This is a genomic window from Mesorhizobium sp. M0633 (assembly GCF_040320645.1).
GTDB lineage: Bacteria > Pseudomonadota > Alphaproteobacteria > Rhizobiales > Rhizobiaceae > Mesorhizobium.
Genome location: NZ_JAMYQC010000005.1, coordinates 236,075 through 260,598, shown reverse-complemented (window position 1 = coordinate 260,598; position 24,524 = coordinate 236,075). Strand labels below are relative to the sequence as shown.

Genomic DNA, 24,524 nt, shown 5'->3' with positions numbered 1-24,524 from the left:
ATCGGCGGCCTCTGCCAATCGGCCAAGGTCATGATGAGGCTGCGCTTCGCTTGGCGCAGATCCCAACGCGATGTGCCTTCAGCGGTCGAACACCAGCTTGGAATAGCCGAGGAAGGACAGCGCCATGGCGACCAGCGAGGCGACCGCAAGGGCTATGAGCGGCGACACCATCGGCAGTGCGAACAACATGACGCAATAGACGAGATAATTGACGACGCTGGTGGCAATGCCGACGCCGCCGTAGCGGGCGCCCTCATGCGCGATGCCCCGGCTGGAAGGCGAGAAGGTCAGGTGGCGGTTGATCAGCCAGGTGGCGGACAGCGCAAAACCGATCGAAATGATGCGGGCTGCCAAGGGGCCAAGCGGCGTTGCCGCCAGCACCAGCCAAAGCGCACCCGCGTCGGCGACGAAGCCGATGCCGCCGGCGACAATGAAGCGGGCGAGGCGTCCCATTTAGGCTCTAGGCCGCGCGCGGGGTCTTGCGCGGTCCGGCCTTCAAAGTCGCGAGCGCGCTTGCACGTTCACGTTCGACGCGACCGGAAGGCATCGACAGATAGAAGATGCGCTTCTGCTCGGCGCGGCCGCGCGACACCGAATCGAGGATCACCCCGGTCACCGCCGCCAGCATCGACAGCAGCAGCAGGCCGACCGACAGAACCCAGGTCGGCATGCGCGGCACAAGCCCGGTTTCGGCGAACTCGATCAGCACCGGCGCCATCAGAAACAGGCTTGATGCCAGGAAGAACACCGAAAAAGCGCCGAAGAAACGCAGCGGCTGCGTCTCCTTCATCAGCATGGCGAACATCCACAGGATCTTCGCGCCGTCGCGAAAGGTCGACAGCTTCGACGAGGAGCCTTCCGGCCGGCGGCCATAGTCGAGTCCGATCTCGCTGACCGGCAATTTGAGCTGCGAGGCGTGCACCGACATTTCGGTCTCGATCTCGAAACCGCCGGAAACGGCGGGAAAACTCTTGACGAAGCGCCTGGTGAAGGCGCGGTAACCCGAGAAGATATCGGTAAAGTCCGAGCCGAACAAACGTTTGTAGAGGCTGTTGAAGATGCGGTTGCCGAAGGCGTGGCCTGTCCTGCCGGCGTCGTTGGCGACGCCGCGCCTGGTGCCCACCACCATGTCGGAGCGCTCGGTCAGCAGCGTGTTGATCAGTTGCGGCGCGTCCTCCGGCGCATAGGTGCCGTCGCCGTCGGCCATCAGGTAGATGTCGGCCTCGATGTCGGCGAACATGCGGCGCACGACATTGCCTTTGCCCTGGCGCGGCTCGCGCACCACGATGGCGCCGGCGGCGCGGGCTCGGAGCGCCGTCAGATCGCGCGAATTGTTGTCGTAGACATAGATCGCGGCGGCAGGCAGCGTTTCGCGAAAGCGCCGCACCACTTCGCCGATCGTCAGCTCCTCATTGTAGCAAGGCAGGAGCACGGCGATGCTCGGCTCATGGCGCACTTCTTGTGGCATTTTTCGTCTCCGGATGCCCTGTGAGGCCCCTGACCGCTCAAGCGCCGGCCTCGCTCGGGCGGCTTTACTATTTATTGAAGCTGTTAAGGCTAGGTTTAAACCGCACCGTATTCCTTCCAAAGGTCCTGATATGAGCACAGCCGACGATGGCGCCTCCATTTGGAGGTCCGATATCGCGCTGGCGCTGCTTGCCACGTTGCCGGCACTTGCCGTCAATGCCCTTGCCGGCTTCCCGGAATTGACCAATGCCGGCGGCGACAACGACAATCTGCTGCGCCTTGTCGAAGTTCGCGACATGCTGGCCAGCCAGGGCTGGTTCGATCTGCACCAGTACAGGATGGGCCTGGAAGGCGGTTTCGTCATGCATTGGTCGCGGCTGGTCGATGCGCCGATCGCCGCCATCATCATCGCCGTATCGGCCCTGACCGGCAGCGCGGCCTTTGCCGAGAATGTTGCGCAAGTGCTGTGGCCGACGCTGCTCTTCTGCCTGACCGTGTTTTTCACCGCCCGCGCCGCACGCAGCTTTGCCGGTGACAGCGCCGTGCTGCCCGCTGTCGTGGTCGGCGCTGCCGCACTGTATTTCATTGGCATTTTTTCGCCTGGCGCGCTCGATCACCACAATATCCAGCTGATGCTGAGCATGGCCAGCCTGAGCCTATTGCTTGAAGCGCCAATGCGCAGGCCGGCGGCATTGCTCTCCGGCCTGTGCGCCGGATTGATGCTGGCCGTCGGTATGGAGACCGCCCCTTATGTGGCCACCATCGGCGCCTCTGTCGCCATGCTGTTCGCCCTCGGCGCCAATGGCGAGAGGCTGATCGCCAGGGATTTCGGCCTCGGCTTTGCCGGCGTGTCCGCTCTCGTCTTTGTCGCCACCATTGCGCCGTCTGCCTGGGGTCAGGCGCAATGCGACGCCTTTTCGACCGTGCAGTTCGTCGTCGCGGCGATTGCCGGAACCGGCCTTGCGGCGATAGCGTCGATCGAGCCGGCCGGCCGCACGCGCCAACGGCGCATCGCCTCACTTGGCCTGCTTGCCCTGCTATTGGGCGCTGTCGTCGTCTTGTTGTTCCCACAATGCCTGGCAGCGCCCTACGCCAACCTCGATCCGCGCCTCAAGGAGCTATGGCTTGATCACATCGACGAGGCGCAATCGCTGTTCAAGCTGCTCGCTGAAGATCCGGCCGGGGTGGTGGCGCGCTATGCCACGCCGCTCATTGCGCTCGTGCTGATGGCGCTTCGCCTTGGCCGCGGTGGCTGGCGGCGGCAGGACAGCCTTGTCGGCGCGCTGCTTGTCGTGGCCTTCATCGTCAGCGCCTGGCAGGTACGCGGTTCGACATTCTCGATCGCCTTCGCCGTCATCCCGCTTGCCGCCTGGATTGCCAAATGGCGTCAACGGGCCGAGGCCAGCGCGTCGCGCGGGGTGGCGCTGCGCATGGCTGCCGTCTGGCTGGTTTCGGTGAATGCGGTCTGGACTGGGGCTGCCGCGGCGACCTCGGTAGCCTTCGACGACAGCAACACCACGGCGGATAATGGCGACGGCACCGATGTCGCTTGCCAGCGCATGGCCTCCTTTGCGGCACTCGGCCGCCTGCCCGGCACCACCGTACTGGCAATTTCCAATCTCGGATCGCCTATCCTGGCCTATTCCGGACATCGCGTCTTCGCTGGGCCTTATCATCGCAATGTCGCCGGCAACCTGCTGGCGCTCGATGCCTTCCTTGGGTCTGATGCCGATGCCAGGACGGTCGTGGCGGATCATCACGTCGGCCTCGTCGCGCTGTGCCCCGGCAGCGCCGAAAGCAAGCTCCTCGCAGCCAAGGCGCCGGCAGGCTTTCTTGCCGGGCTGATGCGCGGCAGCGTGCCGGAATGGCTTGAGCCGGTTGCCGGGACCAGCGGAGCCGCCGTCGAATTGTACCGCGTCCGGCTGGGCAACTGATCGATCGGCGGCCCGTGCGGCCTTTTGTCGGACATAAGTCCTGACAATCCACTCTTTCGCCCTTGCCCGCCCGACATGGCTGGATAGGATGCGCGCCGGCCGACCGCGATCATTGGACCGGGAGAGAATTTCATGATGCCATCGGCGCGCTTTGCCGATCTCGAAGGCGCTTCGGTGCTGATCACCGGCGGCGGCTCCGGCATTGGTGCTGCCTTGACAGAAGGCTTTGTCCGCCAGGGGGCAAACGTCGCCTTCATCGATATTGCCGACCGTCCGAGCCTGGCGCTGGCCGATCGGTTAGACAAGGAGCTCGGCCGGCGGCCGCTCTATCTCAAGACCGACATACGCGACATCGAGGCATTGCGGGTATCAATCGCCAAAGCTGCAGAGGCGCATGGCGACGTGACCGTGCTGGTCAACAATGCCGCTCAGGATGACCGTCATGCCGTTGAAGACGTCACGGTGGAGTTCTGGGACAACAACCATGCCATCAACCTGCGCCCGCATTTCTTCAGCGCACAGGCGGTGGCGCCGGGCATGAAGCGGGCCGGCGGCGGCTCGATCATCAACTTCACCTCGACGTCGTTTCTCATCAACCATCCCGATATGCCGGCCTACACCGCCGCCAAGGCCGGCATCGTCGGTCTCACCAAGGGTCTTGCCGGCAAGCTCGGCGTCGACGGCATCCGTGTCAACGCGATCGCGCCCGGCTGGGTGATCACCGAGCGGCAGAGAAAGCTCTGGGTCACCGAAGAAGCGCTCGCCGCTCATGTCGCCAAACAGTGCATCAAAGAGGTGATGCAGCCGGAAGACATTGTCGGCACTGTGCTGTTCCTGGCGTCGGATGCCTCACGCATGCTGACCGCGCAGATGCTGATCGTCGATGGGGGGTTCCTGTGATCTCATCGAGCAAGGCAGCTTCCGTCGCGGCCGTCGACTGGGGCACCACCCGTATGAGGGTCTGGCTGCTCGACGGCGCCGGCAAGGTTCTCGCCGAGCGGCGCGGCGATGACGGGCTGATCACCGCCCAGGCTAAAGGATTTTCGTCCATTCTTGAAGGGCATCTGGCTGCACTGGGCGCAGCCGAGGCGCTGCCGGTCATCATTTGCGGCATGGCCGGTTCGCGCCAGGGCTGGCTGGAGGCGCCCTATGTCAGCGTGCCGGCGCCGATCGGCGCTATTCTCGCCGGCGCTGCCCGCATCCCCGGCCAGCGCCGCGACATCCGCATCGTGCCCGGCCTTGCCCAGCGTCTGGCCGACGCCCCGGATGTCATGCGCGGCGAGGAGACGCAGCTTGCCGGCGCCGGTTTGCCGGCAAAGGGACGCCATGTCGTCTGCATGCCTGGCACGCATTCGAAATGGGTGCTGGTCGAGGACGGTGCCGTTGCCGGTTTCGGCACCTGGCCGACCGGCGAGCTGTTTTCGGTGCTGGCCGCGCACTCGATCCTGCGCCATTCGCTGGGCGAGCCGCCGAAGCCGGTTGCCGCCGAAAATCCATTTTTCCGGGAGTGGTGCCTGAAGGCGTTGGCCGAAGGCGGTGACATCGGTTCAAGACTGTTCTCGATCCGCGCCGCCAGCCTGCTGCAGGATCTGAAGCCCGAGGATGCCGCCGCGTGCCTGTCCGGCCTGCTGATCGGCGGCGAGATCGCTTCGGCAAATCGCCGTTATGGGGCGAGTGCCGTGCCCGTCGTGCTGATCGCGTCGGGCGCACTTGGCACGCTCTATGCCGACGCGCTCGGCCTTGCCGGGCTCGCGGTCAGGGTGGTCGACGCTGACGAGGCGGTGCGTGCCGGTCTTGCCGAAGCCGCGCGCGAAAATGGCATGATCGCCGGAAATGGAGTTGCCGCATGACAGAGACCGCACCTTTTCCAAAGCTCGAGCGGGGTCTGGTCGCCATCCTGCGTGGCCTCAAGCCAAGCGAGGCGGTGGCGATCGGCCAGGCGATCTTCGGCGCCGGTATCGAAGCGATCGAGGTGCCGCTCAACTCGCCCGATCCTTACGCCTCCATCGCCAGCATTGTCGGAGCGCTTCCTCCAACAGCCTTGGTCGGTGCCGGCACGGTGCTCAGCGCCGCCGATGTCGACGGCCTGCACAAGGCCGGCGGGCGGCTGCTGGTCAGCCCCAATATCGATGCCGAGGTCATGGGCCGTGCCATGCACTACGGCATGGTGACGATGCCCGGCGTGTTCACGCCGACCGAGGCATTTCAAGCAATCCGGCTCGGCGCCTCGGCACTGAAATTCTTCCCGGCGAGCGTGCTTGGCGCGGCAGGCATTTCGGCGATGCGCGCGGTGCTGCCGGCCAGTGTGCTGGTCGGCGCGGTCGGCGGCGTTTCGGATAAGGATTTTGCCGGCTACAAGGCAGCCGGCGTCAGCGTCTTCGGTCTTGGCTCCAGCCTGTTCAAGCCGGGCATGAGCGTCGACGAAGTGGCAGCGCGAGCGAAAGCCGCAGTTCAGGCCTGGGACGCGGCGTTTGGAGTGGCATGATGAGCGAGACCATTGTTTCGGTTTTTTCCGACCATGTCTGCCAACTCGGGGAGGGACCAAGCTATGACCCTGCCACCGACACGCTCTACTGGTTCGACATCGTCAACGGCCAGCTCCTCGAACAGCGCCTGTCGGGCGGTGCCGTCAAAATCCACGAGCTCGGTCAGATGGCCAGCGCCATCTGCATCATCGACGACCAACGCCAGCTGATCGCCACCGAGACCGGTCTGCATGTCCGCGACGTCGCGACCGGCAAGCTGACGCTGCACACGCCGATCGAGGCCGACAATACGGTCACCCGCTCGAACGATTCACGCGTTCACCCTTGCGGCGCCCTCTGGGTCGGCACCATGGGCAAGGGCGAGGAGAAGGCCGCCGGTTCGATCTACTGGTTCTTCAAGGGCGAGCTGCGCCGGCTCTATGCCGACGTCACGGTGCCCAATTCGATCTGCTTTTCCGAGGATGGGACGATCGCCTATTACACCGACACCAGCACCGGGCTGTTGATGCGCGTCGGCTGCGATCCGGCGACCGGCCTGCCGGTTGGCGAACCGAAGGTCTTCGTCGACCACCGTTCGGCCAAGGGCTATATCGATGGTTCGGTGCTCGACCGTGACGGCATATTGTGGAACGCCTGCTGGGGCGGCAGCGTCGTCGAAGCCTATGGACCCGACGGCAAGCTCGTCCGTTCGGTGGCGATGCCGGCGACGCAGCCTTCCTGTCCGGCTTTCGTCGGCAGGAATGCCGACCGGCTGGCGGTCACCTCCGCCTGGTCGGGCAAGAGCGAGAAGCAGCGCCTGCTCGACCCGCAAGCCGGCATGACATTTATGCTCGACATTCCAGTCAATGGTCGCTTCGAGCCGCGTGTGCTGATTGGCTGACCATGATCCCGAAAAGTGGGAACCGGTTTTCGGAAAAGATCATGGTCAAACAGGAAGATGGCGCCGTTGCTGTCGTGCAGGCGTCCGGCTGACGTCGGTTCCGCGAAAGCCGAATGCATTCGCCGTGCGATGCTAGAACGGTTCATCGTTTCGCGGGAACGCTGAACCGCTCTATCTCTTTGTTTTGACGCAATTCCGGACGGAAAACCGTTTCACACTTTTCCTGGAATTGCTTTAGCAATCGTGCTGCCGGGAAATCGTTCGATCATGTCAAGCCGCAAGCCGAAGCTGATCCTTGTCTACGAGCCAGAAAAGGCTTGCTTCGATCGGCTGGTTGCCGATAACCACGTGCCGGAGCGTGCCGCCGAAATTGCCTCCTATCTGGCGCAATCGACCGATATCGCTGCTGAATTCGACGCACTTGCCGCCGCTTGCCAGAAGCGCGGCCCGTCGTTTGCGCCGGTGGCGCTCGACGACGCCGCAAGCGTTCTCGCCGGCGAGGACCCGAAGACCACGCTAGTCTGGACGCTGACCGACGGCATCGCCTATTTCCGCGGCGGCGCGGCACCAGCTCTGGCACGGCTGAACGGCCTGGAGGCGATCGGCGCCGACGATGCGCTTTTCGCGCTCTGCCAGGACAAGTTCCGTTCAGGCGCCGTGCTCGGCGCGTTCGGCTTGCCGGTGCCGCAGGCGGGCCTTGCCCGTGACGGCGCCTGGCTGGTCGCGCCGCCGGCTTCGCCCGCCGGCTGGTTCGTCAAGCCGAACCGGCTCGGCGCCAAGATCGGTATCTGGCCCGATTCGCGCTGCCACGATCTCGGCCATGCGCTGGAGCTTAGCCGGCGCGTCTTCGCCGCCTATCGCGACGATGTCATCGTCCAGCCCTATGTCGCCGGCCGCAACGCGCGCGCCAGTTTTCTCGGATTGAGGCCGGATACCGGCGTCGAGGCGCTGGGCATCGCCTTTGTCGATTCGGGCGGCGACTTCCAGACAATGCAGGACAGCCTGGCGCTTTACGGCGATGCCGGCGCAGCGGCGAAAGCTGCGGGAAAATATACCGAGCCGGTGCTGCTGCCGGTCGCCGGCAGCCAGCCTGAAGCCGATGCAAGAATCCGTCGCATCGCCGAACGCCTGATGGTCGGGCTTGGCCTGCGGGATGTGTTTTCCATCGATTTCCGGGTCGAAGCCGACGACAGCATCCACCTCATCGAGTTCGAGGTCTGCCCCGGCCTGCCCTGCTTCGATTTCCGCGATTACTGTCGCCAGCAATGGGGCTTGAGCCTCGCCGATGCGATGGCGGAGGCAGCGGCGAACCGGCTTCTCGCCTAAATCCCCTCGACCAGCACGATTTCGCCCTCGGCCACCTTCTGGCGGATCGCGACGGCGCGCTGGTATTCGGGCGAGTGGTAGCAGTCATGCGCCGCCGCAAGCGACGGAAACTCGATGATCACGTTGCGGTCGCGGCCCGGCCCCTCGGCCTTCTCATGCGCGCCGCCGCGCGCCAGGAACTTGGCGCCGAAGCGGTCGAAGGCCGGTTTGGCAGCTGCGACATAGTCCTTGTAGCCTTCCGCATCGCGCACGTCGACGCGAGCGATCCAGTATCCCTTGGGCATGGCATTTCTCCGAAATGGTTTTGGGGATGTTACGCGGAGCGCATTTCGTCAAGGATCGCTTCCGCCGCCGCCCGCCTGTCGGCCGCGCCGACGATCGGCCGGCCGACGACGAGATGGCTGGAGCCGTTGCGGATCGCCTGCGCCGGCGTCACCACCCGCTTCTGGTCGCCATGGTCGCTGCCCTTCGGCCGGATTCCCGGCGTCACGACCGCCAGGTCGGGGCCGACGATGCGGCGCACCGCCTCAGCTTCCTCGGCCGAGCAGACGATGCCGCCCATGCCGGCATGCAGCGCCTGCTCGGAGCGCCTCAGCACCAGTGTATGCGGATCATACTCATAGCCGGCGTCGATCACGTCCTGCTCGTCCATCGAGGTCAGCACGGTGACCCCGAGCAGGCAAAGGTCGCTGCCCCTCGCGGCCTCGACCGCCGCCTTCATGGTCTTCGGATAGGCATGGATGGTCAGCATGCTCATGCCCATCCTGGCGATGTTGTCGACCCCCTTGGCAACGGTGTTATCGATGTCGAGGAGCTTCATGTCGAGAAAGATCCTGGTGCCGCCGCTGGCCAGCTCGCGGGCGAAGTCGAGCCCGCCGGCAAAGGCGAGCTGGTAACCGATCTTGTAGAAGGAGACGATCCCGTCGAGCTCGCGCACCGCTTTCTCGGCTTCCTTCAGCGTCGGCAGGTCGAGGCCGACGATCAGCCGTTCCTGCATCGTGTCGGCATGCGCGGCGTCCGGGATCATGCCTCGATCCGCGTCGACAGCATGCGCGAGGTTTCGATCAGCGTTCGGCATAGGTGCTCCATCGATTGGCGTAGTCTTTCGTCCCGGAAGTTGCCCTCGTCGTCGAAGGCGTAGCCGCCCTCCGGCACCGAACACTCCGGTGTCACCACCTCCATCCGGCAGCGTACCAGAACGGCGCGCAGATGGTTGATGCAGCGTATCCCGCCGAAGGGTCCGTTGGAAGACGAGCAGAGGCCGGCGACCTTGCCGGCAAGCGGCCTGAACGTCCGGCCGCCATCCTTGCGCAGCTGGCTCACCCAATCGATGCTGTTCTTGAGCAGCGGTGGAATGGAGCCGTTATATTCGGGCGTCGCGATCAGCAGCCCGTCATGGGCGGCGATCATCCGGCCGAGCTTGACGGCGTTTTCGGGAATGCCTTCGTCCTTTTCCAAATCCTGGTCGAGGATCGGCAGCGGATAGTCGGCGAGCGAGATGCGGGTCACCTCGGCGCCCTGCATGGCAAGTTCCTTCTGTGCCACGTCGGCGGTCCTGCCGCTATAGGCGCCGCTGCGCAACGAACCGGCGACGACGAGAATTTTCGGGATCACAGCCATGGGTCTGCCTTGTCACCCGATGGGTATAAGACAAGTGCTATTCAAACCCAACGCTTCAATTCATGCGGCCCCGCGTCGGTAGATCCAAAGCTGCGTCGGCGGAATGTTGCGGATGACGAAATGGAAATGCTCGACCGTATAGTCGCCGCGGCCCGGCGGGATCGGCGACAGCGGCCCGTAAGTCAGCTGCACGATCGGCCGGCCCGCCGGGATACGGTCGAGCAGGCTCTCGACATAGGCGATGCGCTGGGCGACAGGGAAATTGAGCAGCGGCACGCCCGATATCACAGAATCGAAGATCAGGTCGCGCTTGTCGCCAAGCGTCGCGTCGAGATTGAAGGCGTCGCCCTCGATGACGTTGACGCCTGGATAAAGCTGGCGCAGATGGCGCACGAAATCAGTGGAATATTCGACCGCGTAGAGGTTCTCAGGCTTTATGCCCTGGGCGAGGATGGCGCGTGTGATGACGCCTGTACCGGGCCCGACCTCGAGCACCGGCAGGCCGGATGTCGGATCGACGATCGAGGCCATCTTGCCTGCGGTGATGGAACTGGTCGGGACGATCGAACCGACCGCCTTCGGCTTGTCGATCCAGCCCTTGAAGAACTTCAGCTCGTCGTCGAACTTTTCCGCCAGCGTCTTTCGCAGTCCGGGACTACGCGTCATCGAAAGTCCTCCTCAACGCTCCCTCGCATGCTACTTAACAGTTACGAGGTGCAAGACAAGTCGAATCCCCGGATAAGGTGTTGATGACGCTCGGGAAGCGTTTTCCAGGGATCAGCTTCAGTGCTCGCCGAACGTTTCGAAAAAGTCTTTCATGCGGGCGAAAAATCCGCTCGACTGAGGCGAATTGTCCTTTGAGGAAAGCTGCTCGAATTCCTCCAGCAATTCGCGCTGACGGCGCGAAAGGTTCTGCGGCGTCTCAACCACGGTCTGGATGTAGAGGTCGCCGATATTGGGCTGGCGCAGCACCGGCATGCCCTTGCCCTTGAGGCGGAACTGGCGACCGTTCTGGGTGCCTTCCGGCACCTTCACCTTCGTCTGGGTACCGTCCAGTGTCGTCACCTCGAACGAGCCGCCAAGCGCTGCCGTCGTCATCGAGATCGGCACCTTGCAATAAAGATCGGCCCCGTCGCGCTGGAAGAATTCGTGCGGCTTGACCGCGAGGAAGATGTAGAGATCGCCCGACGGGCCGCCGCGCAGGCCGGCCTCGCCCTCATTGGCCAGCCGGATGCGGGTGCCATCCTCGATGCCGGCAGGGATGTTTACCGACAGCGAGCGCTCCTCGGTGACACGGCCCTGGCCGGCGCATTTCGGGCACGGATCCTTGATGGTCTGGCCGCGCCCCTGGCATTGCGGGCAGGTGCGCTCGATCGAGAAGAAGCCTTGCGTGGCGCGCACCTTGCCGTGGCCGTTGCACATCGAGCAGGTGACGGGCTGGGTGCCAGGCTTGGCGCCGCTGCCCGAGCATTCCGAGCAGGAGATCGAGGCTGGCACCCGAATCTGCGCGGTCTTGCCGGAAAATGCCTCTTCCAGCGTAATTTCCATATTGTAGCGCAGGTCGGCGCCGCGCTCGCGGCCGCCGGACGAGCGGCGCTGGCGCCCGCCCATCATGTCGCCGAAAATGTCTTCGAAAATGTCGGCGAAACCGCCGGCGCCAAAGCCTTGCGCCCCGCCATTCATACCGCCGTGCTCGAAGGCGGCGTGGCCGAAGCGATCATAGGCGGCGCGCTTCTGCGGGTCCTTCAGTGTCTCATAGGCTTCGTTGATTTCCTTGAACTTGTGCTCGCAGGCATGGTCGCCTGGGTTGCGGTCGGGATGGAACTGCATGGCGAGCTTGCGAAAAGCGCTCTTGAGCTCCTTCTCGTCGGCGCCCTTTTGCACGCCTAGCGTTTCGTAAAAATCAGCTTTCATGTTTTCCCGCAGTCCGGATAGTCAACGTCTTGAAGCATCGTTGCGTCGTTTGCCGGCACGCTGTTCCGATTTAGGTGTGATGGAGCCGCGATGCCAGTGTCTACGAGGCTTTGTCCGCATTTTTTCGGGCAGCTCAGCGTTTTTCCGGCAAAGGGTTGCAAAAAAGCCCGGCTGTGCGCCGGGCTTTTTCCCTTACCTGTACCGTCAGGCGGTTCAGGCCGACTTCTTCTTCTCGTCGTCTTCGTCGATTTCCTCGAAGTCGGCATCGACGACGTCACTGTCCTTGGCGGCATCAGCCTTGGCGTCGGCCTCGGCGGCTTCCTTCTGCGAAGCCTCGTACATGGCCTGGCCGAGCTTCATCGAGACTTCGGCGAGCGTCTGCGTCTTGGCCTCGATCTCGGTCACATCGTCGCCTTCGGCAGCGGTCTTCAGCGCCGCGATCGCATCGGCAATCGCCGTGCGGTCGGCCTCGGAAACCTTCTCGCCGTATTCCTTCAGAGATTTCTCCGAGGAATGCACCAGCGCCTCGGCCTGGTTGCGGGCCTCGACCAGCGCGCGCCGCTTCTTGTCGGCTTCGGCATTGGCCTCGGCGTCCTTGACCATCTTCTCGATGTCGGCGTCCGAAAGGCCGCCGGACGCCTGGATGCGGATCTGGTGCTCCTTGCCGGTGCCCTTGTCCTTGGCCGAGACGTTGACGATGCCGTTGGCGTCGATGTCGAAGGTGACCTCGATCTGCGGCACGCCGCGCGGCGCAGGCGGGATGCCGACCAGATCGAACTGGCCGAGCGCCTTGTTGTCGGCGGCCATTTCACGCTCGCCCTGGAAGACGCGGATGGTCACCGCCGACTGCGAATCCTCGGCCGTGGAGAACACCTGGCTCTTCTTTGTCGGAATCGTCGTGTTGCGTTCGATCAGCCGCGTGAACACGCCGCCCAGCGTCTCGATGCCGAGCGACAACGGCGTCACGTCGAGCAGCAGCACGTCCTTGACGTCGCCCTGCAGCACGCCGGCCTGGATAGCGGCGCCCAACGCGACGACTTCATCCGGGTTGACGCCCTTGTGCGGCTCCTTGCCGAAGAACTGCTTCACGATCTCCTGGATCTTGGGCATACGGGTCATGCCGCCGACCAGGACGACTTCGTCGATTTCGCCGGCCTTCAGGCCGGCATCCTTGAGCGCCGCCTTGCAAGGATCGATCGTGCGCTGGACGAGATCCTCGACCAGGCTCTCGAACTTCGCCCGCGTCAGCTTCAGCGTCAGGTGCTTGGGGCCGGTGGCATCGGCGGTGATGAAGGGCAGGTTGATCTCGGTCTGCGTGGTGGACGACAGCTCAATCTTGGCCTTTTCAGCCGCTTCCTTGAGGCGCTGAAGGGCGAGCTTGTCGTTCCGCAGGTCGATGCCCTGTTCCTTCTTGAACTCGGCTGCCAGATATTCGACCAGACGCATGTCGAAATCCTCGCCGCCGAGGAAGGTGTCGCCATTGGTCGACTTCACCTCGAACACGCCGTCGCCGATTTCGAGCACCGAAATATCGAACGTGCCGCCGCCAAGGTCATAGACGGCAATCGTCTTGCCTTCCTTCTTGTCCAGTCCATAGGCAAGCGCGGCCGCCGTCGGCTCGTTGATGATGCGCAGCACTTCGAGGCCGGCGATCTTGCCGGCATCCTTGGTCGCCTGGCGCTGGGCGTCGTTGAAATAGGCCGGAACGGTGATGACCGCCTTCTCGACCTTCTCGCCGAGATAGGCCTCCGCCGTTTCCTTCATCTTCTGCAGGATCATCGCCGAGATCTGGCTAGGCGACTGCTTCTTGCCGCCGGCCTCGACCCAGGCGTCGCCATTGTCGCCCTTGACGATCTTGTAGGGGACAAGCTTCTTGTCCTTCTCCGTCACCGGATCGTCGTAGCGGCGGCCGATCAGGCGCTTGACCGCGAAAATGGTGTTCTCAGGATTGGTAACCGCCTGGCGCTTTGCCGGCTGGCCGACGAGGCGCTCGCCGTCGCTGTTGATGGCGACGATGGAAGGGGTCGTGCGCGCGCCTTCCGCATTCTCGATGACCTTGGATTCCTTGCCGTCCATGATGGCGACACAGGAATTGGTTGTTCCCAGATCGATACCGATTACTTTTGCCATTTCTCTAATCTCTCCGCTAAGCAGGCTCTCAGGACCCGTACAGGCGTTCCGACGAAAGCCCCTGTTCACAAGAAATTCCGCTCCGGCAACCGGCATTCGGCGCTGGACGGCTTGGCGCGTATATAAGAACAGGCTGCGTGGCGCGCAAGCATTCTGCGCAAGGCGTTCACCTTTCATCGCGGTTGATCGGATTCGGGACCGGCAGGCCCGTCTTTTCCGGCGGTGATCCAGCCGGCCCGGCCCCCGGCCCATGAACCTTTCCGCCTCACCTCGCGACTGACGCTCAGGTGCCGCGTGGTGCGGCCCCGGAAAGGAAAGCCCCATGACCACAGATCCAGAGGCTCCATGGTCTCCGGGAACAGCAGGAACTCAGCGCGACCATCGCCTTCGGGACCGGGTCGATGCGCTGGGCTTTTCGCTGGTTCCGTTGACCCTGCGCGGACGCAGGCGTATCGTGACGTTGAGGAAAGCAGACAATTCGATCAGGGATGAACGTGCCGGAACGCCGCGCCTTGCCCTGATTTGCGCGCCGGGACCGGATGCTTCTCCCATGACCTGTGGGGGGAGATCCATGTCTTGCGACCACGGCGCGTTCGTGCGCTCTCGTGCCGGCCGTTTGCGCCGCGCCATCCAGGCTGCCAGCGGATTGTCGATCTTGGCGCTCGCCGCTGGGCTCTGGCTCGGTGGCTCGGCCCAGGCTCAGGAAACCCAGATCATCTATCCCGGCTCAATGGCAGTGACCGGATTCTCCGGCACCATCATTCCCAATTTCGAGGAAGGCCTGCCGCCGGGCGTCGATCCCGTCGACGAAACCTTCATCGACACGGCGCGCCCGACCTTGCGCATCTTCGACGTCTCAAGGCTGGGCGGGCCGGCGTCTGGCCAATTGGTCTTCACCCCGCCACCGTTCGAGGTCACGGCCGGGCAAATCGGCCAGGTGTTCGGCATCACCTACGACGACGGCGTGCGCGACGGCGTTCCATCGGCCATTCCAAACCTCTATGCCGGCGCCACGTCGCTGCACGGCATCCGCATAGTCACGCCAGACGGCGACGCCGACGGCCGGCCGGAGCGGCAGCGCCGCGGCACGGCTGACGCGGTCTTCATGGACGGCCAGTTCGGCACCGAAAACGGCGGCGGCTCCGGAACGATCTGGAAGATCGACGGCATCACCGGCGCCGTCTCGAAATTCGCCGATATCGACGCCAATAGCGGTCCCGGCATCGGCGACGTCACTTTCGACAATATCCACCGCCAGTTCTTCGCCAGCGATCTCGACACCGGCCTCATCCACCGCATCGACGCCAATGGCGCGCTGCTCGACACGTTCGACCACGGCATAGCCGGCCGCCCGGCGCACGGGCTTGCCGCCCTTGCCGACGACGGCTCGGTGATTGACATCCAGGGTGCTGCCTTCGACAGCGAGGACCCCGACAGCTGGGGCTACACGCAGGACGAGCGCCGTGTCTGGTCGGTCGCCTATCGTGGCGGCCGGCTCTATTATTCGGTCGGTGATAAGGCGGAGATCTGGTCGGTGGGCGTTGCCGGCGACGGCAGTTTCGCCGGCGACCCGCGCTGGGAACTGACGGTCAAGGCCGACAAGGATTACGCGGTCACCGACATCGCCTTCGACAACGAGGGCTTCATGTACCTGGCCCAGCGCGGCCCGGTGGAGAACCGCTACGACTACAGCCAGTTCGCCGATTCCGGCAAGGGTGAGGTCATCCGCTACTGGCGCGAAAATCCGGACGATCCGGCGACGGAATCGGCCTGGGTGGAAGTGCCGCAGGAATATGCGGTCGGCTTCCCGCAAGACAACCGACAGTCGGCCGGCGGCCTCGACCTGCAATATGGCTACGATGCCGAAGGCAATCTCGATACCGGCGTCTGCACCGACACGCTGGTCGATACCGGCGACAAGTTGCGCGACAACCCGGAGCTTGCCGAACAACTCGCAGCCGGCGGGCCGCTCGCCGTGCACGGCGTGCAAATCACGCCGACGGCACTGGTCAAGCCGGCCAACATGCCGCCTTTCGGCTCGTGGTTCGTCGACTTCGACAATTATTTCGAAGACCCGGAAGTCGAAGGCCATGTCGGCGACGTCGAGGTCTGGCGCCCCTGCGAAGGCCGTGCCGGCTATTACGAGCAGGTGCCGGGCGGCTATCTGCCACCGTTCTATCCGCCGGACTCTCCGCCCCCCGGCAATCTGCCTCCTTGCCTTGATGTCGAGGATGTCAGGTATTTCTGCACGCCCCCCGGCCTCGAGGCCGATCTCTATCTCCATGACCATGCCGGCTTTGGCGGCGATTCGATCAAGGCTCTGTCCAGGACGCCTGGCGTTGGGGTGACTTCACCTCTGTCGCATGCGCCCGGCGCGCCATACACGATCGGCATCACCGGCCATTACCCTGGCGATACGGTCGATGTCGGGCTCTGCTTCTACAGGCAGTCCGATAGCGACAAGGGTGGCTACTACCCTTGCTGCAAGATGACCTTGCGGCTCAGAACCCCAGCCGTCAGCTGCGAACCGTGAGGAGGGGAAGATGAGCAATCTCGCATTTTTCCCGCCTGCGACAAGCAGCCCATCAACCGGCAAACAATCATCCGTCATGGAGACCATCATGAAACCCCTGTCACTCGCCAGGCGCGGCGTGCGCTGGCTGATGGCGGCCGGTATCGCGGTCGCCATGCTGAGTCCGCTGCAAGGCTTCGCTGAAGACCTTGCTCCGGCCAAGACCAAGCCTGCCGATGCGGGCATCTACACTGCCGTTCCAGATCCCAGGCTCGATTTCGACAATCCTCGCACCGTCAATCCGGAGCCGGGCCGGATCGTGCCCTTCTTCACCAAGAAAGGCACCCAGAGAGGCTGCGACTATGTCGTATACTCGCTGAGCTTTGGCTTGCGCGGCAATCCGCAGGGTTTTGCCAGCCCGGACCTCGCCGCCATGCTGAAAAAGGTCAGGCTCGATTTCAGGGACCAGCTCCCGCACGGCCTGCGCATCGTCGGCGTGCATGTGACCGGCGACGGCACCGATGCGTCCGGCGGACCGCTGCCCGGCGCTGCGATCAGCAGTTCGGCTGGCCCGGACGATACCGCGACGGTGTCCGATTTCCGGATTTCCGCCAGCGATCTCGACGGCATCGGCGCTGCGAACCAGCGCGTCATCACGTTCCAGATCACCGCCAAGATCGACCATGCGGCGTTTCCGTCGCCGACGATCGTTCACAACCAGGGCATGGTCAAGGTGAGCCGCGAACGCGGCGCCGGCATCGAAATCCCGTCGCAGGATCCGGGCAAGCCGGACGACGGCAATTATCTCACGGGTGCAAAGACGTCGATCAAGATCGACGTCACCAGGTGCAACCCGCCGCCTCCACCTCCCGGCAAGGAATGCTTCAAGGTGGAGCGCGGCACGGTCGATTGCTTGCCCGGCGGCGGCGCCTTCATCTACCACATGCCGGTCGGCCCAGAGATGGCCGGCAAATGGGTGCAGCTTTCGACGACGACACCCGGCATCACCATCATTCCCGACACGCAATTGGTGCCGGCCGGCGGCGGTGTGCTCAATTGGAAGATCGTCGGCGCTTCACCCGGCGACGTCATCCACATCATCGTCACCGGTATCGAAACCTATGCCGGCCCGAGGGAGGGCTGGGGCCGGTGCTGTACGCAGACCATCGATATCGTCATCCCACGTGATCAGCGCTGCCCGCCGAAGGACAAGGAACCGGATCTGAAAGTCGAAAAGCGCGCCGACGTGCAACGTTGCACGATGGGCGGCGGCTGCGACTTCACCATCAGGGTCACCAATGTCGGCGATGCACCCTACCACGGCAAGATCGTGCTCGACGAAGTCACCCTGCCGGCCGGCTCCACCCTCGATTCAGGGCCGAACCCGCCTTGGGTCTGCGCGCCTGGAACCACCCCGATGATTTGCACTCATCTGGTGACCACGCTCAATCCGGGTGCCTCTGTCGACCTCAAGCTCGGCTTCAAGCCGGCCGCAGGCTGGCGAGGCAGCGTCTTGCGCAACTGCGCCACTTACAATTACGGCGCCAGCGGCAAGCCGCTTTTCGGCAGCCAGCAAAACGATCGCGGCTGTGCATCGATCCCGGTCTGCCGGCGTGGCGATCGTGACCGCGACTGCCGGCCGCCGGTGGAGAAGAAGGTCGACCTGATCCTGAAGAAGCGCGCCCGCACCGAATTCTGTTCGGCCGATGGCGTCTGCACCTTCGTGGTCGACATAATCAACAATGGCAGCGTCCCCTATAATGGGCCGCTGACGGTCGTCGATACCTATCCGGGCGGCGCGCCGGCATCCTCGACCTTCGGCCCGACGCCGCCATGGACATGCGGACCGAACGGCCCCGGCCAGTTCCGCTGCGACACCGCCGGCATCGTGCTGTTGCCTGGCGCCTCGACGCCGATCTTCGTCAGGGCGGTGATGCCGGCCAACTACCGGCCCGACAGTGTCGAGAACTGCGCCGAGGTGAAGGCTATTCCCGGTGAGAACGACATCACCAACAACAGGGCCTGCGCCAAGGAACGCATCCGTCATCCGAATGGCGGCCAGCCGGCCCTGCGCATCACCAAGGTATGCAATGCCTCGCTGGCCGGTGCTGCGGTCGTTTCCTGCCGCATTACCGTCATCAGCCTCGGCACCATTGCCCCGACCGGTCCGGTACGGGTCAACGATGCCGCGACGCTGATAGCCGGCGGAGCGCCGGTCCAGATCCAGACCGTCACCCCAGACGGCGCGGAATGGGCTTGCGGACCGCTTCCGGCCAACACACTGTCCTGCCAGATTCCTGGCGCTGTTATGACGCCTGGAACCAGCCGCCATTTCGACCTGACGGTTGCCGCGAACGGCGAATTCGAGAACTGCGCACGCGGCTCCTACGGCCCGGCTCCGGGAGACGACATCGTCTATCCGATCGGCCAGGCCTGCGCCAAGGGCGGCGGCGCCTCGACCATCCGCGTCGAGAAGACCGGTGATGCCGAGTGCAAGCCCGGCCAGCCCTGCTCGTTCGAGATCACCATCACGAACGATGGGGCGAGCGCCTTCTCTGGCCCGGTTCGCATCGGCGATGCCATCGGCGTCGAAGGCCTCGGCCGGCTGGAGGGCGTTGCGATCACCTCGATCGATCCGCCCTTCGGCTGCTCGCCGGAGCCGGCAACCTTGCCTGCCTCCTGCATTGCCAATTTGACGATCGGCTCGGGGGAAAGCCACGTTCACAACGTGACCGTGGTGCTTCCCGACGACGGTCGCCTGGCAAATCTGCAGGGCACGGTCAATGGTCAGAACTGCGTCGGCGTGCTGTCTCCGAACACGCCGGTGCAAGGCGGTGGCGACGTGTTGTCCCGCGGTGCGGCCGACGTGCAGGGTGATCGTGGCAAGGCCTATGCCTGCCATCCCTTCACCATCAGGAATGAGGTGAAGAAGGAATGCTCGCAAGGCTTCGTCATGAACGACGCCGGCAACTGCGTCTGCCCGCCCGGCACGACCTTCCGCAATGGCCAATGCTCGTCCGGGGGCGGCACGGTCATCGTGCCGAAGCCAAAACCTTGCGTTCTGCTCAAAGGCCAGATCCGCACCGAAGACGGACGCTGCGTCTGTCCGCGCGGAACCGAGCTGGAGAACGGCGCTTGCGTGGGGAAAGAGCCGAAGCCCGAGCAGTGCACCATCCGTGGCCAGATCCACGACGCTGCCGGCGATTGCGTCTGCCCGCGGGGCACCGAAGTCAGAGGCAATGCCTGCCGGCCAATCCAGCCAAGGCCCGAGCAGTGCACCATCCGTGGCCAGATCCACGACGCCGCTGGCGATTGCGTCTGCCCGCGGGGTACGGAAGTCAGGGGCAATGCCTGCCGGCCAATCCAGCCGAAGCCGGAGCAGTGCACCATTCGTGGTCAGATCCACAATGCCGCTGGCGATTGCGTCTGCCCGAGGGGCACGGAATTTCAAGGCAATGCCTGCAGGCGCAAGAAGCCTGTTGTGGTGGAGTGCCCGATATCTGGTCAGATCCACAACAAGCGTGGCGTATGCGTCTGCCCGCGTGGGACAGAGCTGCGCGACGGCGCCTGCCGCAAACCACGGTTGGAATGCGCACCGGGCGCGCGGCCGATCAATGGCCAGTGCCAGCCGATCCGCAAACCGAACCTGCTGCTGAATCCAAAGGTTCTTCAGCAGGTCGTGCCAAGGCGTAAGCCGCAGCTCGAGCAATAGGATCGCGCACCGAACTTCAAACGGTGATGGTTCGCGTCACCCAAAACCCGCCGGAGCGATCCGGCGGGTTCTTTCTTTGGCGGCGCCGTATTTCGGCGGCTTGCATGAACCTTACGGCAGTCAGCAGCGACAAACTCCTGAAGGACCCCATCAACCCATCAGGAGAGAGAAATGCCTTCAGCCAAACGTCTTTTCCGAACTGTGGCGACCACTGCATTGATCGCAGCCTCGCTTGCAGGCACGCCCGCCTTCGCCAAGCAGGCGAACATAAAATCGATGTCATTCCATACGGAAAGCGCCAACACGACAATCCATGTCGGCTCGAGCGACAAGCAGAAATGGGACACGCTGAAAAGCGGCAACGTCCAGTTCTGGGGCCACATGAAGCTCGATCTCTGGTGGCCGGGTTATGTGCAGGATGTCGCCGTATCGCTTGGTGTCTGCGGACCAGGCCAGTGCCAGGCGTTCCCGCCGATCTGGAGTGCTTCACCGCTTAGCCGCGACTACGACCACCAGGAAAATTTCTCCTTTGATCCCTCCATCATCCCGCTGTCGTCGAATACCGGCATCGCCGTCGTACCCGATGGCGATGAGATCATCGCCAAGTGCAACCAGCACCTCCAGGCCGACGGCCCGACCAAATCCTATTCATTCACGCACACATTCCACGCCAGTTTCTCGGCAGCCACCGACACCGCTCTCGACATGGACAATGCGGTCTCCGAGGCACAGGGCGGCAGCTGGCCGCATCCGCTGTACGGATCGCACTATGCCGAGCATGGCTCGTTCGACGTTCAAATCGTCTGCGATGCGGTCGTCAAACCAAAGGTCCAGGACATCGCCACCGATTTCGGCGAGTTCGACGTGAATGACGTCAAGCTGTTCTTGACGACATACCAGTCCAATCAGCCAGGCTCCACGCCTGGCACTGTTTGCCCTTCGCTCAAGGTCACCAGCCGGGCGCAAGCCAACCAGGCCGGGCCGGTTACGATGCGCATCTGGCGCCAGAAGGACGGTGGGCCGATCACCTCCGAGGTGCAGCAGGCATGGGCTTCGTACGATGCAGCGAAGAACGGCTATTTCGCGCTTTATGAAAAATGGGAGGATGTCGGCGCCACCGCCTATTTCCAATACAAGACCGAGATTGTCGGCAACGGCCCGTTCGAGCCCTTCGACGGCTGGAAGGACATCACCGTCCATTGCACGAGTGCCGGCGGCGGCGGCTTCACCGATGCACCGCAGGACAACCCCGACAACCCGCCGGTGCATTCGGACTGGCAGGGCGAGGTCACCGTGTCCGACAGCGCCGGCCTCAAGAAACTCTGCCCGCGCAAGGGTCAGGTGACGTTCGAAGTCGAGCGCGATGCGCCGGGCGCGTTTCACTACCGCATCAGTTGCTCGAATGGTGCCTTCTTTACCGGCACGACTGCGGCCTTCAACAATGGCGGTGTGTTCAAGGCGAGCGCCGCGCACGATCTCAGCATCGTCAGGACGCGCTCGATCCAGTGTACCCTGCAGGAAATCAAGCAGAATGGTTCAATCGCGACCGTCGATACGGATACGGAGGATTTCACCTGCATAAAGCGCATCTTCGATCCGAAGGCCGACGATCTCGTCTCGACCACCCGTCCGGATTCCGATCAGCCCAAGCTGCCTCCGGTCGTCGTCGATCCCGGCCGTAAATGTCTGCCCAGCCAGAATCTGATCCACGGCAAATGCATCGACAGGCCGCTCGTAGACGCGTGCCGCAGCACCGAAAAGCTCGTCAATGGCAAGTGCGCTGGCATCAGCATCCATTGCCTGCCCGGCTATCATCAGGTCAGCCTGAAATGCGTAAGGAATCCGGTGATCGCCGACAGGTGCAACCGCAATGAGCTGCGCATCGACGGAAGATGCGTGCGCAAGCCGCCGGTCGTTATCGACTGCAAGCGCGGCTATCATTTGGTCGGCAAGGCATGCGTGAAGAACCCGGTGATCGTCACCGCCTGCCGTGCAACCGAAAAACTGGTGCGTGGACATTGTGTGCCCAAGCCGCCGCTGAAGAAGCCCGATCTGCAGAAGGTGAAACCAGGCAACGGCAAGCTCTTCCTGCCACGGACGGCCAGGCCGCGGCTTCATCCGAACTGAATCCAAGGCCTTGCCCTGGAAAGTCCTTGCACTGGAGGAAAGGTCTGCACAGGAGAGAAGTGGCTCGCACCGCTTCTCCCCCTTCTGCGCGGATGCGGTATTGACGCCGGATTCCTGTCGACAAGCGGCGCCGAGATGATTACGCCGATGGGGCTCAACAACGGGAAGCGGACATGGCTCAAAAAACCCTGATCGCGCCATCGGTGCTGGCTTCCGATTTCTCGAAGCTCGGCGACGAGGTCGAGGCGGTGGCGGCCGCCGGCGCCGACTGGATCCATCTCGACGTCATGGACGGGCATTTCGTCCCCAACATCACCTTCGGGCCGCCGGTGATCAAGGCGATCCGCAACCGCACCAAGGCCTTCTTCGACTGCCATCTGATGATCGCCCCCGCCGACCCCTATCTGACCGCCTTCGCCGAGGCCGGGTGCGACGGCATCACGGTGCACGCCGAAGCCGGGCCGCATCTCGACCGCTCGCTGCAGACGATCAAAAACCTTGGCAAGAAGGCCGGTGTGTCGCTCAACCCGGCGACACCGGAGACGATGATCGAATACGTGCTCGACCGGCTCGATCTTATCCTGATCATGACGGTCAATCCGGGCTTCGGCGGCCAGGCCTTCATTCCGGCGATCGTCGACAAGGTGAAGCGGGTGAAGGCGCTTATCGGTGACAGGCCGATCCGGATCGAGATCGACGGCGGCATTTCGCCGGAAACTGCGCCCCTGGTCACCGCCGCCGGTGCCAGCGTGCTGGTCGCCGGTGCGGCCATCTTCAAGGGCGGCAGCGTCGAGGCCTACCGGGCAAATATCGAGGCAATCAGGGCGGCGGCGGACAAGGCGGCCGGCTGACCGCCGCCGTTCGGCCGGAGACAGCCGCTCGGGGGGACTTATGAGCAACCATCTGTTCGATGCTTTCCGTGCCCGGATGCCCACGCCCGGACGCCTTTTGATGGAGGCAGAGGACGGGCGCTCGATCAGCTATGGCGAAATGCTGGCGCGCTCCGCTCAACTGGCACATGTGGTGTCGCAGCTGGGCGTCGAAGCCGGCGACCGCGTCGCCGTTCAGGTCGAGAAGAGCCCGGAGGCCATTTTCCTCTATCTCGCCTGTCTGCGTGCCGGCGCGATCTTCCTGCCGCTCAACACCGCCTATACGCTGACCGAGCTCGACTATTTCTTCAGGGATGCCGAGCCGCGACTGATCGTCTGCGACCCGGCGCGAGTGACCGAGATCGGCGCTTTGGCGCAGGCCTCGGGCGCTGCGGTCGCGACACTCGGCAGCAAGGGCGAGGGTTCGTTGACCGATCGCGCCTCTGAGGCGGCCGTGGACTTCCACGACGTGGCGCGCGGACCGGACGACCTTGCTGCGATCCTCTACACCTCCGGCACCACCGGCCGTTCGAAAGGCGCCATGCTCAGCCACGAAAACCTCGCCTCGAATGCGCGGGTGCTGGTCGACCTCTGGCGCTTCACTGCCGCAGACGTGCTGATTCACGCGCTGCCGGTTTTCCACACGCATGGCCTTTTCGTCGCCACCAATGTCGTCCTGATGGCCGGCGCCTCGATGCTGTTCGAAACCAAATTCGACCCGGCCCGCATCGTCTCGCTGCTGCCGCGCGCCACCGTGCTGATGGGCGTGCCGACATTCTACGTCCGCCTGCTGCAGCAGGACGGTTTGAACCGGCAAGCGGCGAAAAACATCCGCCTGTTCATTTCCGGCTCGGCGCCGCTTTTGGCCGAGACGCACAGAGCCTGGCGAGAGCGCACCGGCCACGCTATCCTCGAGCGCTACGGCATGACCGAGACCAACATGAACACGTCGAATCCATACGAGGAAGAGCGGCGAGCCGGCACGGTTGGCTTCCCCTTGCCCGGCGTCTCCCTGCGCATCGCCGATCCCGATGGCGGCGAAACACTTGCCCGGGGCGAGGTCGGCATGATCGAGGTCAAGGGCCCGAACGTCTTTTGCGGCTACTGGCGCATGCCGGAAAAGACAAGGGCCGAATTCCATGACGATGGTTTCTTCATAACCGGCGATCTCGGGCTGATCGATGCCGACGGCTATGTCCACATCGTCGGCCGCGGCAAGGACCTGATCATTTCCGGCGGCTACAATATCTATCCAAAGGAAGTCGAGAGCGAGATCGACGCGCTGCCTGGCGTCGCCGAAAGCGCTGTCATCGGCGTTGCCCATCCGGATTTCGGCGAAGGCGTCACCGCTGTCGTGGTGAGGGCGCCGGGCTCGACCATCAGCGCCGCAGGGATCGTCGAGGCCATCGCCGGGCGCCTCGCCAGGTACAAGCATCCGAAACGGGTGATCTTCGTCGACGAACTGCCGCGCAACACGATGGGCAAGGTGCAGAAGAACCTGCTGCGCGAAGCCTACAAGGACCTCTATACGTCCAAAGCCGGCTAAC

General features: G+C 63.8%; 19 protein-coding genes. 11 read left to right on the top strand and 8 right to left on the bottom strand.

The genetic code is table 11. The features are described 5' to 3' along the window. Window positions 1-78: 78 nt before the first annotated feature. Both NKI47_RS07740 and NKI47_RS07735 read right to left on the bottom strand, forming a co-directional pair. Complete coding sequence (locus NKI47_RS07740) at window positions 79-453, bottom strand: GtrA family protein (RefSeq protein ID WP_023679865.1); 375 nt, start codon at window positions 451-453, stop codon at window positions 79-81. Between the two features lie 7 nt (window positions 454-460). Next, entirely contained in the window at window positions 461-1,468 is a 1,008-nt protein-coding gene (locus NKI47_RS07735; RefSeq protein ID WP_031212751.1) for a glycosyltransferase, read from the bottom strand. 130 nt (window positions 1,469-1,598) lie between these two features. Between NKI47_RS07735 and NKI47_RS07730 the strand changes: the two genes are divergently transcribed. The 6 genes from NKI47_RS07730 (at window position 1,599) to NKI47_RS07705 (ending at window position 8,093) form a co-directional block, all read left to right on the top strand. Then, window positions 1,599-3,401 carry a hypothetical protein gene (locus tag NKI47_RS07730; protein WP_023679863.1) on the top strand — a complete coding sequence of 601 codons (1,803 nt, stop codon included), beginning with the start codon at window positions 1,599-1,601 and terminating at the stop codon, window positions 3,399-3,401. 132 nt (window positions 3,402-3,533) lie between these two features. Further along, a complete protein-coding gene (locus NKI47_RS07725; RefSeq protein WP_352588912.1) occupies window positions 3,534-4,301 on the top strand; it encodes an SDR family NAD(P)-dependent oxidoreductase in 768 nt (255 codons plus the stop codon). Further along, the gene (locus NKI47_RS07720; RefSeq protein WP_031212749.1) at window positions 4,301-5,251 is read left to right on the top strand and encodes a 2-dehydro-3-deoxygalactonokinase; all 951 of its coding nucleotides are present in this window, start codon (window positions 4,301-4,303) and stop codon (window positions 5,249-5,251) included. The genes NKI47_RS07725 and NKI47_RS07720 overlap by 1 nt, the downstream gene beginning before the upstream one ends. Next, a complete protein-coding gene (locus NKI47_RS07715; protein ID WP_023679860.1) occupies window positions 5,248-5,886 on the top strand; it encodes a 2-dehydro-3-deoxy-6-phosphogalactonate aldolase in 639 nt (212 codons plus the stop codon). The genes NKI47_RS07720 and NKI47_RS07715 overlap by 4 nt, the downstream gene beginning before the upstream one ends. Further along, window positions 5,886-6,767, top strand: coding sequence for an SMP-30/gluconolactonase/LRE family protein (locus NKI47_RS07710; protein ID WP_023679859.1), 882 nt, complete (start codon window positions 5,886-5,888; stop codon window positions 6,765-6,767). Before NKI47_RS07715 ends, NKI47_RS07710 begins: the two co-directional genes overlap by 1 nt. Before the next feature lie 267 nt (window positions 6,768-7,034). Next, entirely contained in the window at window positions 7,035-8,093 is a 1,059-nt protein-coding gene (locus NKI47_RS07705) for a D-alanine--D-alanine ligase family protein (RefSeq protein ID WP_352588909.1), read from the top strand. On the opposite strand, the gene NKI47_RS07700 is transcribed toward NKI47_RS07705, so the two are convergent. The 6 genes from NKI47_RS07700 to dnaK all read right to left on the bottom strand — a co-directional run bounded on the left by NKI47_RS07700 (window position 8,090) and on the right by dnaK (window position 13,757). Beyond that, window positions 8,090-8,377: a DUF1330 domain-containing protein gene (locus tag NKI47_RS07700; protein ID WP_023679856.1), complete on the bottom strand. Its 288-nt coding sequence runs from the start codon at window positions 8,375-8,377 to the stop codon at window positions 8,090-8,092. The genes NKI47_RS07705 and NKI47_RS07700 overlap by 4 nt on opposite strands. A gap of 29 nt (window positions 8,378-8,406) precedes the next feature. After that, entirely contained in the window at window positions 8,407-9,120 is a 714-nt protein-coding gene (gene pyrF, locus NKI47_RS07695; RefSeq protein WP_023679855.1) for an orotidine-5'-phosphate decarboxylase, read from the bottom strand. Next, on the bottom strand, window positions 9,117-9,713 hold the full coding sequence (locus NKI47_RS07690) for an NADPH-dependent FMN reductase (protein WP_352571544.1): 597 nt from the start codon (window positions 9,711-9,713) through the stop codon (window positions 9,117-9,119). The genes pyrF and NKI47_RS07690 overlap by 4 nt, the downstream gene beginning before the upstream one ends. A 60-nt stretch (window positions 9,714-9,773) precedes the next feature. Beyond that, a complete protein-coding gene (gene pmtA / locus NKI47_RS07685; protein WP_023679853.1) occupies window positions 9,774-10,379 on the bottom strand; it encodes a phospholipid N-methyltransferase PmtA in 606 nt (201 codons plus the stop codon). A 117-nt stretch (window positions 10,380-10,496) separates the two neighbouring features. Further along, window positions 10,497-11,627 (bottom strand): molecular chaperone DnaJ, encoded by a 1,131-nt coding sequence (dnaJ, locus tag NKI47_RS07680; RefSeq protein WP_023679852.1) that lies wholly within the window; start codon window positions 11,625-11,627, stop codon window positions 10,497-10,499. Window positions 11,628-11,840: 213 nt separating this feature from the next. Further along, window positions 11,841-13,757 (bottom strand): molecular chaperone DnaK, encoded by a 1,917-nt coding sequence (gene dnaK, locus NKI47_RS07675; protein ID WP_023679851.1) that lies wholly within the window; start codon window positions 13,755-13,757, stop codon window positions 11,841-11,843. A 571-nt stretch (window positions 13,758-14,328) separates the two neighbouring features. Here dnaK and NKI47_RS07670 point away from each other — a divergent pair. The 5 genes from NKI47_RS07670 (at window position 14,329) to NKI47_RS07650 (ending at window position 24,523) form a co-directional block, all read left to right on the top strand. Then, complete coding sequence (locus NKI47_RS07670) at window positions 14,329-16,290, top strand: hypothetical protein (RefSeq protein ID WP_352588906.1); 1,962 nt, start codon at window positions 14,329-14,331, stop codon at window positions 16,288-16,290. Between the two features lie 10 nt (window positions 16,291-16,300). Beyond that, window positions 16,301-19,981: a DUF7929 domain-containing protein gene (locus NKI47_RS07665; RefSeq protein ID WP_352588903.1), complete on the top strand. Its 3,681-nt coding sequence runs from the start codon at window positions 16,301-16,303 to the stop codon at window positions 19,979-19,981. A 171-nt stretch (window positions 19,982-20,152) separates the two neighbouring features. Continuing rightward, window positions 20,153-22,108, top strand: coding sequence for a hypothetical protein (locus NKI47_RS07660; protein ID WP_352588900.1), 1,956 nt, complete (start codon window positions 20,153-20,155; stop codon window positions 22,106-22,108). A gap of 173 nt (window positions 22,109-22,281) precedes the next feature. Further along, a complete protein-coding gene (gene rpe, locus NKI47_RS07655; protein ID WP_352588897.1) occupies window positions 22,282-22,959 on the top strand; it encodes a ribulose-phosphate 3-epimerase in 678 nt (225 codons plus the stop codon). 40 nt (window positions 22,960-22,999) lie between these two features. After that, window positions 23,000-24,523: a malonate--CoA ligase gene (locus NKI47_RS07650; protein ID WP_352588894.1), complete on the top strand. Its 1,524-nt coding sequence runs from the start codon at window positions 23,000-23,002 to the stop codon at window positions 24,521-24,523. Window position 24,524 lies beyond the last annotated feature (1 nt).

Coding starts and splice junctions, on each gene's coding strand:
- NKI47_RS07740 (WP_023679865.1), bottom strand. CDS start 453: ATGGGACGCCTCGCCCGCTTCATTGTCGCCGGCGGCATCGGCTTCGTC.
- NKI47_RS07735 (WP_031212751.1), bottom strand. CDS start 1,468: ATGCCACAAGAAGTGCGCCATGAGCCGAGCATCGCCGTGCTCCTGCCT.
- NKI47_RS07730 (WP_023679863.1), top strand. CDS start 1,599: ATGAGCACAGCCGACGATGGCGCCTCCATTTGGAGGTCCGATATCGCG.
- NKI47_RS07725 (WP_352588912.1), top strand. CDS start 3,534: ATGATGCCATCGGCGCGCTTTGCCGATCTCGAAGGCGCTTCGGTGCTG.
- NKI47_RS07715 (WP_023679860.1), top strand. CDS start 5,248: ATGACAGAGACCGCACCTTTTCCAAAGCTCGAGCGGGGTCTGGTCGCC.
- NKI47_RS07710 (WP_023679859.1), top strand. CDS start 5,886: ATGAGCGAGACCATTGTTTCGGTTTTTTCCGACCATGTCTGCCAACTC.
- NKI47_RS07705 (WP_352588909.1), top strand. CDS start 7,035: ATGTCAAGCCGCAAGCCGAAGCTGATCCTTGTCTACGAGCCAGAAAAG.
- NKI47_RS07700 (WP_023679856.1), bottom strand. CDS start 8,377: ATGCCCAAGGGATACTGGATCGCTCGCGTCGACGTGCGCGATGCGGAA.
- pyrF (WP_023679855.1), bottom strand. CDS start 9,120: ATGATCCCGGACGCCGCGCATGCCGACACGATGCAGGAACGGCTGATC.
- NKI47_RS07690 (WP_352571544.1), bottom strand. CDS start 9,713: ATGGCTGTGATCCCGAAAATTCTCGTCGTCGCCGGTTCGTTGCGCAGC.
- pmtA (WP_023679853.1), bottom strand. CDS start 10,379: ATGACGCGTAGTCCCGGACTGCGAAAGACGCTGGCGGAAAAGTTCGAC.
- dnaJ (WP_023679852.1), bottom strand. CDS start 11,627: ATGAAAGCTGATTTTTACGAAACGCTAGGCGTGCAAAAGGGCGCCGAC.
- dnaK (WP_023679851.1), bottom strand. CDS start 13,757: ATGGCAAAAGTAATCGGTATCGATCTGGGAACAACCAATTCCTGTGTC.
- NKI47_RS07670 (WP_352588906.1), top strand. CDS start 14,329: ATGTCTTGCGACCACGGCGCGTTCGTGCGCTCTCGTGCCGGCCGTTTG.
- NKI47_RS07665 (WP_352588903.1), top strand. CDS start 16,301: ATGAGCAATCTCGCATTTTTCCCGCCTGCGACAAGCAGCCCATCAACC.
- NKI47_RS07660 (WP_352588900.1), top strand. CDS start 20,153: ATGCCTTCAGCCAAACGTCTTTTCCGAACTGTGGCGACCACTGCATTG.
- rpe (WP_352588897.1), top strand. CDS start 22,282: ATGGCTCAAAAAACCCTGATCGCGCCATCGGTGCTGGCTTCCGATTTC.
- NKI47_RS07650 (WP_352588894.1), top strand. CDS start 23,000: ATGAGCAACCATCTGTTCGATGCTTTCCGTGCCCGGATGCCCACGCCC.